15 protein-coding genes and 1 tRNA gene are annotated in these 15360 nt (G+C 37.0%); 12 read left to right on the top strand and 4 right to left on the bottom strand.

The window, feature by feature from the left end; genetic code table 11:
- Positions 1-137 precede the first annotated feature (137 nt).
- The 4 genes from GNP81_RS08185 to GNP81_RS08170 all read left to right on the top strand — a co-directional run bounded on the left by GNP81_RS08185 (position 138) and on the right by GNP81_RS08170 (position 4886).
- Positions 138-1514: a metal-dependent hydrolase family protein gene (locus GNP81_RS08185; protein WP_155657064.1), complete on the top strand. Its 1377-nt coding sequence runs from the start codon at positions 138-140 to the stop codon at positions 1512-1514.
- Between the two features lie 58 nt (positions 1515-1572).
- Positions 1573-2214 carry a DUF3299 domain-containing protein gene (locus GNP81_RS08180; protein ID WP_155673441.1) on the top strand — a complete coding sequence of 214 codons (642 nt, stop codon included), beginning with the start codon at positions 1573-1575 and terminating at the stop codon, positions 2212-2214.
- A gap of 32 nt (positions 2215-2246) precedes the next feature.
- Positions 2247-3503: a carbohydrate porin gene (locus GNP81_RS08175; RefSeq protein WP_196587341.1), complete on the top strand. Its 1257-nt coding sequence runs from the start codon at positions 2247-2249 to the stop codon at positions 3501-3503.
- A gap of 123 nt (positions 3504-3626) precedes the next feature.
- Positions 3627-4886, top strand: coding sequence for a metal-dependent hydrolase family protein (locus GNP81_RS08170; RefSeq protein ID WP_155657066.1), 1260 nt, complete (start codon positions 3627-3629; stop codon positions 4884-4886).
- 17 nt (positions 4887-4903) lie between these two features.
- Here GNP81_RS08170 and GNP81_RS08165 read toward each other — a convergent pair whose 3' ends face one another.
- Positions 4904-5911 carry a helix-turn-helix domain-containing protein gene (locus GNP81_RS08165; RefSeq protein WP_155673443.1) on the bottom strand — a complete coding sequence of 336 codons (1008 nt, stop codon included), beginning with the start codon at positions 5909-5911 and terminating at the stop codon, positions 4904-4906.
- A 266-nt stretch (positions 5912-6177) separates the two neighbouring features.
- Here GNP81_RS08165 and GNP81_RS08160 point away from each other — a divergent pair, with 266 nt between their 5' ends.
- Genes GNP81_RS08160 through GNP81_RS08145 form a run of 4 tightly spaced genes read left to right on the top strand, consistent with a single transcriptional unit; the run spans position 6178 to position 10057 of the window.
- A complete protein-coding gene (locus GNP81_RS08160) occupies positions 6178-7305 on the top strand; it encodes an HlyD family secretion protein (RefSeq protein ID WP_155673444.1) in 1128 nt (375 codons plus the stop codon).
- Positions 7295-8314 carry a DUF2955 domain-containing protein gene (locus tag GNP81_RS08155; protein WP_063646665.1) on the top strand — a complete coding sequence of 340 codons (1020 nt, stop codon included), beginning with the start codon at positions 7295-7297 and terminating at the stop codon, positions 8312-8314. Before GNP81_RS08160 ends, GNP81_RS08155 begins: the two co-directional genes overlap by 11 nt.
- A 25-nt stretch (positions 8315-8339) precedes the next feature.
- Positions 8340-9401, top strand: a complete 1062-nt coding sequence (locus tag GNP81_RS08150) for an AI-2E family transporter (protein WP_012534056.1) — start codon at positions 8340-8342, stop codon at positions 9399-9401.
- Positions 9402-9403: 2 nt separating this feature from the next.
- A complete protein-coding gene (locus GNP81_RS08145; RefSeq protein ID WP_005418654.1) occupies positions 9404-10057 on the top strand; it encodes a potassium channel family protein in 654 nt (217 codons plus the stop codon).
- 55 nt (positions 10058-10112) lie between these two features.
- Here GNP81_RS08145 and GNP81_RS08140 read toward each other — a convergent pair whose 3' ends face one another.
- Together GNP81_RS08140 and GNP81_RS08135 are read right to left on the bottom strand one after the other, a co-directional pair.
- Positions 10113-10652: a DUF3332 family protein gene (locus tag GNP81_RS08140; protein ID WP_005418656.1), complete on the bottom strand. Its 540-nt coding sequence runs from the start codon at positions 10650-10652 to the stop codon at positions 10113-10115.
- 423 nt (positions 10653-11075) lie between these two features.
- The gene (locus GNP81_RS08135; RefSeq protein WP_005418660.1) at positions 11076-11666 is read right to left on the bottom strand and encodes a UPF0149 family protein; all 591 of its coding nucleotides are present in this window, start codon (positions 11664-11666) and stop codon (positions 11076-11078) included.
- A 310-nt stretch (positions 11667-11976) separates the two neighbouring features.
- On the opposite strand from GNP81_RS08135, the gene GNP81_RS08130 reads away from it, so the two are divergent.
- The 3 genes from GNP81_RS08130 to GNP81_RS08120 all read left to right on the top strand — a co-directional run bounded on the left by GNP81_RS08130 (position 11977) and on the right by GNP81_RS08120 (position 13932).
- Complete coding sequence (locus tag GNP81_RS08130) at positions 11977-12429, top strand: L-alanine exporter AlaE (RefSeq protein ID WP_005418661.1); 453 nt, start codon at positions 11977-11979, stop codon at positions 12427-12429.
- Positions 12430-12607: 178 nt separating this feature from the next.
- Positions 12608-12695 (top strand) — tRNA-Ser (locus GNP81_RS08125).
- Between the two features lie 82 nt (positions 12696-12777).
- Positions 12778-13932 carry a tyrosine-type recombinase/integrase gene (locus GNP81_RS08120; RefSeq protein ID WP_155673445.1) on the top strand — a complete coding sequence of 385 codons (1155 nt, stop codon included), beginning with the start codon at positions 12778-12780 and terminating at the stop codon, positions 13930-13932.
- Between the two features lie 33 nt (positions 13933-13965).
- Here GNP81_RS08120 and GNP81_RS08115 read toward each other — a convergent pair whose 3' ends face one another.
- Entirely contained in the window at positions 13966-14877 is a 912-nt protein-coding gene (locus GNP81_RS08115) for a BrxR family helix-turn-helix transcriptional regulator (RefSeq protein WP_155673446.1), read from the bottom strand.
- Between the two features lie 215 nt (positions 14878-15092).
- Here GNP81_RS08115 and GNP81_RS19320 point away from each other — a divergent pair, with 215 nt between their 5' ends.
- Positions 15093-15266 (top strand): hypothetical protein, encoded by a 174-nt coding sequence (locus GNP81_RS19320; protein WP_196587334.1) that lies wholly within the window; start codon positions 15093-15095, stop codon positions 15264-15266.
- Positions 15267-15360 lie beyond the last annotated feature (94 nt).

Here is a 15360-nt window from a genome sequence, read left to right as displayed (position 1 = left end):
ATCGTATTGAATTCCTTTATGTTACCAACTAGTCTCTATTATGTTTGCATTATGTTTTATTTTGCTGCTGTATATTTTAGTACTTTGAATCTGAATGCAAATGTAAGGGAATCATTTACATACTAAGGAATTTATTTATGAAAAATGCTTTAAGGTTTAGTGTCATTGCTTTGTCATGTGGCGCTGTTTTTTCTGCTTCGGCATCATCAACCCTGTTTACGAATGTAGATATCTTTAATGGAACGAAAAATAAATTATATGAAGATCATTATGTTTTGGTTGAAAATAATTTAATTAAAGCCATTTCAGCCAAACCGATTGAGGCAGGTGATGCATTAGTAATTAATGGCGAAGGTAAAACATTAATGCCAGGTTTAATTGAAGGCCATGGTCACCTTTTATTGAATGCCGGAACATTAAATGATCATGAAAATAATAGAACGATTGAAGAATTAGCATCTAGAGCAACCGTAAATGCGAATGCAGCATTTCAGTCTGGTTTTACTACATGGCGAGATGCTGGTGGCTTAAATACGGGTCTACGTAAAACCATTGATTCAGGCATGCTTGAAGGACCTCGTTTATATACTTCTGGTGCTTTTATTGGGCCAACGGGTTCTCATGCGGATTTCAGTAATTTAACCACGCCAAATCAACATATTAATGGACCCCAAACATCAATGAGCCGCAGTAATGTGAGTGTGAATACAGACACTGTAGGTGAAATTAAATCGGCAGCTCGCCAAAACTTTAAACAGGGTAACTCTCAGCTCAAAATCATGTCTTCCGGTGGTGTTGCTTCATCGTTTGACCCGTGGCAATTGAATGCAATGTCAGCAGAAGAAATTGGTGCAGCAGTAGAGGTTGCGGATGCTTATGGCTCGTATGTAATGTCACATGCTTACAGTAAAAAGGCGATTCTACGTAATCTAGATGCGGGTGTTAAGACCATTGAGCATGGCTTTATGTTTGATGGTGAAATTAATAAAAAAATGAAAGAGAAGGGTGCATATATCACAACGAATATGACGGCATTTTCTCCTTACTTGAGTCAAATTGAAGCGATCAATAGTAATCCTGCATCAAAACGCAAAGCTGAATCAGCAACCAAAGCATTCAAAAACTATATTTCTAATGTGAAAAAGTACCAACCGAAATGGGGATTCCATACCGATTGTGTTGGAGATGTTACCTCATGTATTAAACAAACTGACCATACAATTTATCTTGCAGGGAAAGAGCTAGGCAATTTTTATACTCTTAAAGGCATGACATCTGTAAATGGTGAAATTGTGAAATTATCAGGAGTGATGGATCCGTATCCTGAAGGTAAATTAGGTGTAGTTGAAGTGGGTGCTTATGCTGATTTATTGGTGGTAGATGGTAATCCTCTTGAAGACTTATCTGTGCTTGGCGCTAATGAAAAGTGGTTTGATGCGAAAGAGCGAGATCCTGCACTTGATACGATTAAAGTTATCATGAAAGACGGCAAGATTTACAAAAATACGTTGTAGCCGTTGATGAACCTTTTTGTATAGCCTACTTAATGTAGGCTAGTTATAAGGATCCATAATGAAAAAAATTATCTTGTTATTGATGCTATGTATTCCTTTTTATTCAATGAGTAACGAACTAATTGAATTAAAGTGGCAGGAATTAGCCATCAAACAAACTGAAGTTAATGTACGTTTACCGGAATTAACTGACCAACAAAAACTGACTCTTAAGCAAATTTTAATATTACAGAATGATGCTACAGAAAAAGCAGAAGAGCAGCGTTTAGAACTAATGAATCAACTTAAAAAAGAGGGGGTTAATGCAACAGAGGCGATTGCTGCAAGACAAGCATACATGACAGCAAAGCAAAAGAATGCAGAAGCAATAACTCAAGAATACGATGGAAAAAAAGTACGTATGCCAGGGTTCATTGTCCCTATTGAGTTTGACGGTTTAAAAACAACCGAGTTTTTATTAGTCCCCGTAGCAGGAGCTTGCATTCATATGCCTCCGCCACCTGCAAATCAAATTGTTCGAGTTTCATATCCAGAAGGCTTTACTGTGCAAAATGTGCAATATCCAGTTTGGATTGAGGGTGATTTTCATTCGAAAAAAGTGACGGAAGAAGTATTTTTAGTGGATGGTCAAAGTAATATCACAATGGGATATGAAATGAATGCATCGTTGATTGAAGATTATTATGAACCCGAAATTTAATAAACTAGGAGATGACATTGAGTAATAATAATATGATAAAAAATAGTTTATTGATCACGGCGTTAACTTCACCTTTTACGTTTGCTGCAAATTTCGAAAGCCCCGACTCTGTAGAAAATACCATTGAAAGTAAATCGTCTCTAAAAGCACACTGGCGAGAAGAACTATCGAATAAAGGCATCACTTTTGGCATTGATTATTTGGCATTAGGTCTTTCTTCTCCTAATGGTTCTCAAGGAAATAGCATTGATCGTTCATCCGGTATTGCGCGGTTTTATGGGGCTTGGCATTTAGTTGGTAATGGCACAGAGGATACTGGTGGCATTGTTTGGAAGGTCGAGCATAGGCATGCTTACAGTTCAACACCACCTAAAAACATGGCTTTCATTGATGATATTAGTAATGGCCCAGAGGGGTTAGGTTATGTGGGAATGATAGCCCCCGCTTATAACGATCAAGGAACAAGGATTACTAATCTACACTGGAAACAAAAATTCAATAATGGAAAAACATCGCTGATCATTGGTTGGCAAGATGTGACTGATTATGTAGATGCATATGCTTTGGCGAGTCCGTGGACTGGGTTTACAAATTTAGCATTTAGTACAGGGGCTGGGGTCATGGGTTTACCTGACGATGGTATCTTAGCTATTTCTGCCGGGCATATGGTCACAGATAATTTTTATGTCGTTGCTGGCATTGCAGATGCAAAAGGGAAGTCTGATGATATTTTTGAAGGGTTTGATACAGCCTTTCATGACAGCACTTATTTTAAAACCCTTGAGTTAGGGTGGGCTGATTCACAAGGCCAAATTTATACCGACAATTTTCATGTAACCTTGTGGCATTTTGATGAAGGATCAAGACACAGTTTATCATCAACGGTGTTATCTGATGGAAGCGTTATTGGCGGTGAGAGTGGACAAGGTGTTAACTTTTCATGGAGTCAGTTTGTTACTGCTCAATTTATGCCTTTTGTTCGTGGTGGTATATCTGAAGGAGATGTTGCCTTATTCGATAAATCGTTAAGTGTCGGTGTTGGGTACTTTGGACTCGGTACTGGTAATAATAATTTAGGTTTTGCTGTTAACTGGTCTGAAACCAACAGCGATACATTGCAAAAATTTATGGGAGCTGAAAAGTATCAAACTACGGCTGAGTTATATTACAACATGCAAATAGGGGATAATTTTCAGATCACCCCAGATATTCAGTACATAAACAATCCTGCGCTTTCTAATGAGAGTAGTGCGTGGGTGTTTGGAATACGAGCAAGAGTTTTTCTATAAGAAAAGAATGACTATGCCAGGTGGTACTATTAGGTAATATTATCTGTGTCGTCAAATGGCAATTCTCTGCATCAAATTTGACCTATTATCTCTCTGTCCCCACAAAATTAAAGAGAGAAAAATATGACTACAGTAATAACTAATGCAAACGTATTTAATGGCGTAGATAATCAATTACAAGAAAATGTGTCTTTGCTAATTGAAAATAATGTGATCACTCAAATTGGTGATGTTGACTTATCTTTAGCAAGCGAAATTATTGATGCTAAAGGTGGTACAGTGATGCCGGGTCTTATGGATGCACACGTTCATATAACGATGTCTGCACCTTTTCATGAACTTGATAAGATGACCAGAGAAGAAGTCGCAATTCGCTCTGCAAAAGTGGCTGAAGGCATGTTAATGCGTGGCTTTACAACGGTTCGTGACGTCGCGGGCAATACGCTAGGGCTTAAAAATTGTATCGATAATGGTTATGCAACAGGTCCTAGAATTCTGCCTTCTCAAGCGGCTATTTCACAAACTTGCGGTCATTCTGATTATCGTCAAAACCAAGCACAAGAACGTACTGGTAGTCATGAAGATTCTCCAATAATGAAAACGGGCGCATTTAAAGTAGCAGATGGCCGCTCAGAAGTGCTTAGAGCGGTACGTGAGCAGTTATTTATGGGCGCATCGCAAATTAAAATGATGGCTGGTGGTGGCGCTTCATCGACATTTGATCCACTTGATACGATTCAATACACATTAGATGAAATGAAAGCAGCGGTTGAAGCCGCATCCGATTATGGTACTTATGTCGCTGCGCATATTCATACTGCTGATGCCATGAGAAGAGCTGCGGAAGCGGGTGTTATGTCTTTTGAGCATGCCACTATTATGGATGATGACATTGCTAAAACGATTAAAGATAAAGGGATCTTTGTTATTCCATCGTACTTTACGTCATCACTGATTGCTGAACGAAAAATCCCACTTGGTAGTGAAACTTTATACCAAAAAACAGAGCGAGTAGGTAAAGCGATGTTTAAGTCAGCAGAGTTAATTAAAAAGTACGATATCCAAAATATTTGTTTTGGTACCGATTGTGTAGGCACGCTTGATGTCCATAAAACACAGTCAGAAGAACTTCAAGCTATTGAGACGGTATTTGATTCATTGACTGCTCTTAAAATGGTGACATCGAATTGTGGACGTTTGTTTGAGATGTCAACATACAAGCATCCATACCAAGAAGGCAAGCTAGGTCAAATTACTGAAGGGGCTTATGCTGACTTACTTATCATTGAAGGGAATCCTTTGAATGGCGTGTCATGTGTTACTAATACTGAAACACAAAAGCTCATCATGAAAGATGGAGTGGTGTACAAAAATACGCTATAAGCAATTCGCATGAGTTGTTAATTTTGTAGACCAAGAATGGTCTTCTTATATAACTTAGGGGTTAATCCGCTGATCCGTTTAAATGCTCGTGAAAAATGCGAGATATTATTATAACCAAGTTGGTTTGATATATGGGTTAGCGAATGCCCCTCCTCCATAAGCTCACAAGAGACAGATAGCATAAGACTTTCTTTTATTTGTCTAAATGATGTGCGTTCTTCTTTTAAGCGTCGTTGAAATGTTCTTGAGGTCATATTTAGCAGTTTTGCAGCTTGATTAACCGTTAAAGAATGCTCTCTCACATAAGGTAGTAAAGCGGTAAATACACTGTCACTAAAGCTAGAGTGCCATTCAACTAATGGTTGCTTTTGTTCGGTATCGGAATGCGATATATGGATTTCTTTGTGCAGTATATCGTCATCAATCAAAACGGCTGTAGTATGCTGACCAATAAACAATTGGGTCTTGCTATTTAATGAAGACAATAAAGCGTCGGCATCGTTGTGTTGAATTCGGATTTGTTGAGGGAACCAATTCGTTTTGGTTAATGCCTGAATGAGTTCTATGATATATAAAACGGCAAACACTTCGCTCCACAAAAAGTAAACACTGTTTTCATAAGGTGTAGATCGACAAAACCAGTGTTTATTGTATTCTTCTTCAAATGAAATTGAGCTTCCCGGTGAGTCACTCTTAAATACATCACTTGCTTTTTCAAGCGCCTCTTTAACGGTAACCGCTTCACTAAATTGTTTGAGTATTTGCGGAATAATGCGTTGTCGGAAAGCTAACCGTAAAAGTTCACTAAAATTGTTAATACCAACTTGAGATGAGAGTAAATAGATCAAACGTTTTACGGGCTCAGTTGGTAAATAGTCTTTATCGGTATTAAACAGGTCTGGAGGCAGTCCAGAGTCACGTAACAGTTCTTGAGTATTTATTCCGTGCTTTGCAAACACATCAATAAGAATTTTTGTATAACCCGTACGGATCATTGGTAATGGTGCTGTGTTAGAAGACGGCATAAATAACTCATTCTATGTAAAACGAATAATAAGTATTGGCGTAAAATGGTAAGTAATCATTCTCTATTTGCTGATATTTTTATCTTTTAGTTCAATTTGCGACACACAACACAATATTGCTGTACTGTTGTATATTGATGAGTATTAGATCTTATATAAATAACTAATTAAATAATAAGTATTTTCTATATAAGTTTCTCGATTTTTTTCAAATAGCGACTATAAATATAGTTTAGGAATGGATTCCAATAGCGGTAGGTAACGGTATGACAGAAGAAATAAAAGCACCAAAAGAAGAGAGTGAAAATACCTCACAAGAAAATAACGCTCCTAAAAAAAATAAGGTTCGAAAAATTACGAATTATTTGTTAATTACGGTTGCTGCTCTACTGTTATTTAGCATTATTTCTGATCGCATTATTCCTTTAACCGATAATGCCCGAGTAAAGGGCTATGTCGTTCCTATAAAGCCTGAAGTCTCTGGGCAAGTTTTAGATATTTTAGTTCAACCCAATCAACTAATTAAAGAAGGCGATGTACTTGCTAAATTAAATCCTGTTGATTATGAAATCGCATTAAAACAAGCAGAACAAAGTTTAGAAATTGCAGGGCAAAATGTAGGGGCTCAAACTGCGGTGATTGCTTCATCTCAAGCAAGATTAACTAGCGCAAATGTTGAATTGGAAAATACGCGACTTCAATCTAATCGTATTCTTGAAATGGCAGAGCGTGGTGTTGTATCTAAATCTGATGCAGATAAAGCACGAGCGGCATTAGCTACAGCAAAAGCGAATGTTGTTAATGCTCAAGCTGATCTCGAAAAATCGAAGAAACAATTGGGTGCTGATGGTGCTGAAAACAGTCAGATTAAAGCTGCGTTGTTGGCATTAGAGCAAGCTCAAATTAATTTAGAGAGAACGGAAATTAAAGCGCCTACTGATGGCGGAGTGTCTAATTTTAGTTTATCTGAAGGGTTTTATGCTTCTGCTGGTCAGCCAATCATGACGTTTGTTTCAACGGAAAGTATTTGGATTGAAGCGTATTTTAGAGAAAATAGCTTAGGAAATATTCAACCGGGCGATAAAGTTGAAATCGCATTGGATTTTGCTCCAGGCAAAGTGATTCAAGGTACGGTAAGCAGCGTTGATTGGGGCGTTGATTGGGGGCAAAGCAATCAAGCGGGCAAGTTAGCTCAAGCGAATAATCAAACTGGATGGTTACGCCAAACTCAGATGCTACCAATTGCCATTGAGTTTGATCATTCACAAACAACAGGACAATTGCGTATCGGCGGGCAAGCGGATGTAATTGTGTATAGTGGTGATAACGTTATTTTTAATACGATAGGCAAACTGTGGATCCGCTTTGTGAGCTTGATGTCTTATGTCAGATAACGTCATTGAAGATACTCGAATTCAAACTAAGATACTGAGATATACGGTAGGGGTAGGTCTTGCCGTATTTCTTGCTGCACTAATAGATTGGCCATTAGCCTTCGTTGCCCCTGTTTTTGTGGCTAAGTTTCTGATTGATAAACCTGAGTTAAATAAAGAAACTTTATATGAATTAACCATCGCTATGGTCGTTACCATGGTGCTTGGTTTGTTGCTATCAAATGGGATAACTCAATACCCAATTCCAATGCTTATTTTGGTCGGGATTATGATGTTGTGGGGATACTATTTGTTTACGGATCCTAAATGGAATTTGTTTGCAACCATATTGATTATTGCCATATTAATGCTTCCGTTTATGGCGATATCCAATCCGGGTATGTCGGTTTTTCTTGCGACAGGTTTAGCAAGCTCGGGGGTTGTGGCGGTTATTATTTTTGCTTTAGTTCATATTTATTTTCCTGAGAAAGAATCCTCTTTTTCTGGGTATCAACCTTCACCATTATCCAAGCAACAGCGATGGTATGCAGCATTTAGAGCGATGATTATTTCGTTTCCCGTCGTTTGCTTTTTCTTCATTTTTCAAATATCAGAGGCTCTATTAACTATGATGTTTATCGCCTTGTTATCTTTAATGATTACAGGTGAGAAATCAGTTAAATTGAGCGCATTTTTGATTATCGCCAATAGTATTGGCGGTGCTTTGGCGATCGGTGTTTTTTCAGTGTTAAGCCTCGCACCTAATATTTTATTTTATACGCTATTTATTTCATTAATTGCTTTGATAATGGCAACTCAAATCTATACAAAACCAGCAAAAGCTCCAGTTTATGCTACGGCTTTTAGTACTGTACTTGTATTGTTAGGAAGTACATTAATGAGTTCTGGTGATATCGATAGCAATATGTTTATACGTATCTTTCAACTGTTTATGATTGGTATTTATATGATTATCGTTTCTTTCTTTTTAGAAACACGACAATGGGCGTTTTTAAAAATGCAGCCATAGTTTTCATTACGAACAAGGATTGTTTATGAAATTAGAAAATGATTTTTCGAATAAGGCAATAGACGCATTTATTAAAATATCAGCGATCGCTATTTTGGTGTTTTGGTGCTTTTCTATTTTAAAACCATTTATGCTGTTGGTTGTGTGGGGAGGGATCATCGCCACCGCTTTATACCCAATCGTCACTTGGGGGCATAATAAATTTGGAATTTCAAAAGGCAAGGTTAGCGCAGGTTTAGCCTTTATTGGTGTGGTTCTTCTGGTTATTCCTTTAGTTGCACTCTCTACGGGGTTATATACCAGTGGTTCAGAATTAGTGGCAGGCTATCAAAATGGCACTATATCCATACCTAAACCCAGTATAAACGTTAAAGAGTGGCCATTAATAGGCGATAAGGCGTATGCTTTTGGTATTCATGCGTCTTCAAACTTAGAAAGTGTTTTACTTAAATATGGGGAAGAGGTAAAAGCCATTGTTGGCAAATTGGCGTCGATTGTTGGTTCATTAGGTGGCGGCTTTATTCAGTTTATTATCTCGACCATCATTGCTGGTGCTTTTATGGCAAATGCAGATAAGTGTGAACGTGCTTTTGTATTAGTCGCAAATCGCTTAACCGGTGAACATGGTGAGGCATTAACAACCTTATCTAAAACAACCGTAAGAAGTGTTGTTCAAGGTGTTATTGGGGTCGCTGTGATTCAATCGGTAATGGCGGGCTTAGGTATGGCTTTCGTTGGTGTTCCTGCCATTGGGTTATGGATGCTGCTTGTTATGCTTATTGCCATTATTCAACTCCCACCCATTCTTGCTCTATTGCCCGTCATTCTTTATGTCTTTAGTGTTGATACCACAACAACTGCCGTTCTTTTTCTTATATGGTGTATTGTGGTTAGCGGTAGTGATGCGATATTAAAACCAATGCTACTTAGCCGTGGTTCAGAGACGCCGATGCTGGTTATTTTACTTGGTGCGTTAGGTGGAATGGCAATGTCAGGTATTGTTGGTTTATTTGTCGGTGCAGTAATTTTAAGTCTAACTTATCAATTATTTATGGTTTGGTTAGATAATGAATCGGCAGGGAAATAACAATGAAAAAAGTGTCTGCCGACGATAATTTCTATTTTTTGTTTTTTGCTCTACTGGGTTTGCTATTTATGAGTGCTGTTATGCAGCAACTTTTCAGTGGTGGACAGAAAACCGTATTAGCTTTGATCATTATTTGTTTGGCAGTGTCTATTGTTGGTGTCAATCGTAAGCAAGCACTGTATAGAACTTGGTATGGTTTTTTATTAAGTATCGCTTCAATATCTGGAGGATTGTCTTTCTTAGAAGGGTATGATCTGTCTTTGATTACCTTAGGAGCACTCTTATTTTTTTTATTGTCTCATACTTATACTGCTTTAAAGCAGGTAATGTTGCCTGATAATGTCAGCCGTAATCAAATTGTGGGTTCCATTTGCGTTTATTTATTATTAGGCGTTTCTTGGGCAATTATTTATCTCATTCAAATAGAGCTTTTTCCTGATTCATTTAATGGAATAGAGCCTAAACCTTGGATGGATAATCTGTTTGATGCGATATATTTCAGTTTTATCACATTAACCACTGTGGGTTATGGTGATATTTCACCAATATTGCCTATTCCAAGATTCTTTGTTTTTATTGAATCAATCTTAGGTGGGTTCTATTTGGCGATAATGGTTGCAAGCTTAGTGAGTAGTCACTTAAGTCAATCTCGTTAAAATTAATGATAAAGCCCCGTATTAATTTATATAGGTTACGGGGCTTAGTTATTAATTAAACACTTTCTTCTTTAAGTGTTTTTAATTGAGATATTGTAGTCTGCGATATCAGTTCATCATCAATATAGTAATTAACTTTTTCACCATCACGAACGCCTGTCAGAATGCCGGTATCGCCATTGTTATATACGATATCCATTTGAATGGTATTTTCATCAATGGCTTTCATTTCACCTGTTTTAATCTTTCTATTATTCGTAATTGGTGCGATAGGCGCATCTCTTAATGATGGGTCTAATTCGTCATTTACTTTAAACTGTGTGTCTACTTTTGAATCAAAAATATGTGAATTACCGTTTAAAGGGTTTGTTCCTGTCCAGAATTCTAATGAGTTAAATAGAGTGTAATCAACAGCACTGGTAATGCCATACACTGGAGCAAGAAGTAAGTTAACACCAGCTCTCGCATATCGATTATCTACAACCTCTACATTAAATTTCATTACTTTTCCAGTAACAGCATTACTCCCAATGCAGCCTGTTAATGTTGATGCAAGAAGGATAATGCCAGCTGTTTTTACAAAGATACGTTTCATTTTAAAATTCCAATAATTAATAAGTAAATTTACTTGGTGAGTTGAATGTTTTATTTCATAACGTAGTTATAAGTAGATTTGGCAGTCCAAGCTAAAAGACGAAATGCAAATAGACTTAACTTAATCGTAAATGTTGTTATTGAAATAATGAGCTCTTTAGAGACTTTTAAAATTTGAAATATATCGGTGTGTTTAAAGTCGCTTAATATCATGGTTTAGTTCCAAAAATAAATGGCATCCAATTCCGAGTGAGTGTTATTTGATGAAGTGAATGATACGTTGAAATAAAAATGATATTTACCACTTTGCGCCATGGCAGGTATTTAATCGATAAGCCGGTTATTTATAAGAGGTAGGGTATTGCGGATATAAAAATGGCGACCATATTGGTCGCCATTTTTTTATTTTATTTTTGGGCTTTATTTATTCGTCGCGACTTGCTTCTGCTTCTGCAAGTTCATAACCACGCATGGTTAATCCTGATAGCATCATAGGTACAGCATTGTAAATTTCAGTGAATTCACCTAAACCTTCGATACCTTGCTCTTCTAATGCAGATAGCGCTGTCTCTGGGTCAAAAAGCATGCTAATAGAAAGTAATACACCACCAAGTAGCGCGTTGTTTTCACTTTCTTCTGGCATTAAGGTTTCCCAATCATCACGAGTTAATTGCCAGCCTTGTAATAGACCTTCTGAAAATTGACGAGTTTCAGAAGTAACGATTTCTTCATCATCTAATTTACACTCTTCAGGCCATTGCCATGTGCCAGATAAAAACGCTTCACGATAATCATTCCATAAGTTAACAACGATGTTCGCATAAGCTTCTAGATCTTCTGCATTAGTAAATGGAGAAGTTTCTTCACCACCCCATAAAAAAGCTAACCATTCATTTGGATTAATCAGATTAGGGGCTGCTGCCATAGCGGCAATAAAACCTTGAGTTTGCGCTTCAGTAAGCAGCTTATTTTCTAATTCAGGGTTTGAAAGAATTGTCGTAAGTGATAAAGACATAGTGTTCTCATTCCATTCAATTTTTTACTATTGTACCAAGAAGTTTTTGCCTTGTCTGAAATGAAATTATGTAGCAATTTTGTATGTAATTTTATTACCTATACTGCCAAGTAGTTGATCAAACTGATTTTGAACGTAAAAGTAGCTGTAAATTTACTACATAGTTTCAACTTCAGTATCTAATTCTGTATACATTGTGGTCTAATAGCCATAATTGCTAGTCAGATCTACCTGTCTAGTTCATTCCACTGGATGTATTTCATCATCCAGTCCATTAGTCTGATATTTGTGTGTTGGAGAGAGTAAGTTAATGTCTAAGAAAGGGCCATTTAATATCCGCAATGCTGCGGCTGATACATTTGCAATGGTGGTTTTTTGTTTTATTACGGGCATGTTTATTGAAATATTAATTTCAGGAATGACATTTGAGCAGTCGTTGGCTTCTCGAACTCTTTCCATACCAGTTAACATCGCAATCGCATGGCCTTATGGGGTTTTTCGTGATTTTATGCTTCGTCAAGGTGCTCGTATATCACCGAGTAAATTCATGAAGAATATTGCAGACTTAGTTGCGTATGTGACATTCCAGTCGCCAGCTTACGCTATGATTTTATTAGTCGTGGGGGCAACACCAGAGCAAATCATTACTGCTGTTTCAAGTAACGTTGTTGTCTCATGTGTAATGGGTGTGTTTTATGGTTACTTTTTAGATGCTTGCCGTAAAGCATTTAAAGTCCCTGGTTATTACACACCACAAGCGTAAGTATAAACTTTTATGTTACAGATAGAGCCAGCATATAATTATGTTGGCTTTTTTGTTTATAACACGAGCAAGACGTGTAAAAATGAAGCAACCAATTGAGATTCTGCAAGAAACTCCTTGACCCCTAGAGGCTAAATCATTAAATTAGCGCTCGTTGTTTCAAAAAGAACAACAATTCGGTGAGTTGTCCGAGTGGCTGAAGGAGCACGCCTGGAAAGTGTGTGTACGGCAACGTACCGAGAGTTCGAATCTCTCACTCACCGCCACATTTTAAAGCCCTGATTATTCGGGGCTTTTTCGTATCTATAAGACACTGAATTTAGCTACAGCATACACTGGAGCTAACACATGTTGTCAAACCAAAGACTCTCATCACGTAAAGCGCTATATCTAATTAAAAGTCGCACTGGAGTATACGCATTCCGTTGGAATATTAGAGTAGGCTCAATTCAACATCAACCAACACTAAGCTTAAAAACAAGAGATTATTTGCAAGCGGTTAGCATGGCTTCTGATTTAGCTATTAAAATTTTATCTCTATCATCCCCAACTCTTGAAGATGTAAAGGTAGTGTATTCTGAATTCTCTGGAAGGCAGAAAAGAGAGGCTAAAACCCTTATATCTATTGAGATGGAAAGCCTTTTATCTGAGTTATCAATTAAGAGCCGTAAAGAATATCTAAGCTGTTGGGGCTCCTTTCTTGATTCCTTATCCAGTAAAACTCTTTCAGTTACATCGCTTAATCAGGTGCATATTGATAAATGGAAAGAGACTCAAACCTGTAGTGATACAACGCTAAAGAAAAAGTTAAAGTTATTATCTAGTTGCTTTAAAAAGGCTTCGATAGATGTTGATAGTGAATGGTTTAAGATGAAGGCTAATAAACAGCCTGTAAGACCTCGTAGAGCCTTTACTGATAAAGAAGTTACATTGATTCTTAATAAGACTAAGCACTACTGTGATGATGTTACAGAGTCACAGGGTGAGTTATGGAAGTATTATTTACCTAGAATGGCGTTGCTAACAGGTTGTAGATTAAATGAACTTGCCCAATTAAGGGTAGGAGATATTCATTTTACTAATGAACCTTATTTATCAATTAATACTGATTCAGAAGATAAAAAGCTAAAGAACGTAGCAAGTCATAGGGATATACCAGTAACCCACCACTTAAAAGAGCTTTTACTTCCTTTACTTAAAAGCAAAGAAGTACATGAAAGACTCTTTCCAGACTTACCATTTAATGAAAGCAATGGTTATACAAACACACCTAGTAAGTGGTTTAGTAAGTTGTGTCGTGAAGAACTAAACTTAAAAGATGTAAGTTTTCATTCATTTAGGCACTACGTAATTACTAAACTTTTCAACTATGGAGTGAAAGAAGAACTCATCGGGGCATTGATGGGACACAGTGTAGGTAAACTAACTACAGGTCAAGTGTATCTTGGTGGTTTTATATATGCGAATAAGGTTAATGTATTGGAATGGCTTGTATTGAAGTAGGCTACTAGCAAAGTTAGTAGCCTGTCGAAAAAATTATAGATACGGGCGAATCATTTCAAGATTTTTTAGTTTAAATTTGTAATAGGATTCGTCATTTTCGTTTTCTTTAGTGTCAATGTGCCATTGTTTTGCTAAAAGAAATAGAAAAGCAGCCTTTTCTGTAAGAATAAGTTCATCTTGGTCGGCAGGGATTCCAAAATCGGTTCTAATGGCTGCTTTTTCACTTTCACTTGTTAGTTTTGGGTGTAATTGAAGAAGTAATGGTAGAGATAAGTTCCACGCAGAATCATCTTTTATTTCTTCATATGGGTGACGGAGTTTATTGTCGCCCTCTGGGATTGCTATATTTTTTGCTCTACAAAATGTAAAGTTCTTAAAACTACTTTTTGTTGGGTCAGAGTCTTTTTGACTGCGGTCATACGCTCTAAACATCCAAGTGCGACCGTCAAAAAAAATTGATAAGGGAACAAGTGTTCGTTGCTCATGTTTAGGGCTTCTTGCTGATATATAGTTACAAGTGACAGCATGCTCTCCACTTATCGCTCGCGTTATTTGTGATACATCCTCAACATCTAAAACATTAGAAGTGGTCATTCCTATTCTTGCATAGGGTAGGCTCGGATTATCAATTAATTTACTTTTATCAAACCCATGCGCAAGCATGTTTAACGCCGTATCTGCTTTTAGGTCTACTAATGGCGAAAAAGTATCTGCATTAATAACGTTAACTTTTTTAGCTTTATCATGAACTATATTTTTAGGTCTTAACTCCTTGTATATAGATAGCATTCGAGAGGATGCAGCATCAGCTAAATTAAATGCTTGATTTAAATCTATGCGTTTTACTTGTCCTGTAAACTTAAGGCGAAAATCGATAAACGCCATTCTTTCAGCGTTTGCGCCAATTGTAGCTTGAAGTTCTGAATAGGTTAATGGGGCTGTCATAAGATATAAACTCGATAAGATAACTATAATTATTATAGGGGGTTTGTTGCTAAAATCAAATCATACGTATCATTTTGATATGTATTTTTTCGATTTATTTCAATTTATTCGTTGACCATGCATTTAATAGGTGTATTATTGTTCTATATCTTGATGAAAGGTATATGTGACTACTGTATGTAGTTGGATTTTATTAATTGATAAAGGAAAGTGTTATGGCTAAAAATGCACCGTACGGTGATGGGAAAAGAATTGGCGCTGTAAAAGGCCGCTCTCAATTTCAAACACCATCAGGCCTTTGGGCTAAAAGAGATACGAAGACTGGGCGTATCATGGATATTAAAATGGATGGGGAGAAGTTTAAAGGAGTACGTAAGGAAAAGGCTTAAGAAATTGCAGTTTCCTAAGCCTTTAAGAGAAATTACTTTTAGCTCAAGGATTGCAGTCCTTGTACTTTAATCAAAAGTTTGCCTCAAGTTTGTT

This window comes from Aliivibrio fischeri, from assembly GCF_009727955.1.
GTDB classification, from domain to species: domain Bacteria; phylum Pseudomonadota; class Gammaproteobacteria; order Enterobacterales; family Vibrionaceae; genus Aliivibrio; species Aliivibrio fischeri_A.
Note: the sequence above shows the minus strand (reverse complement) of the source record. Positions and strands in the feature narration are given on the sequence as shown.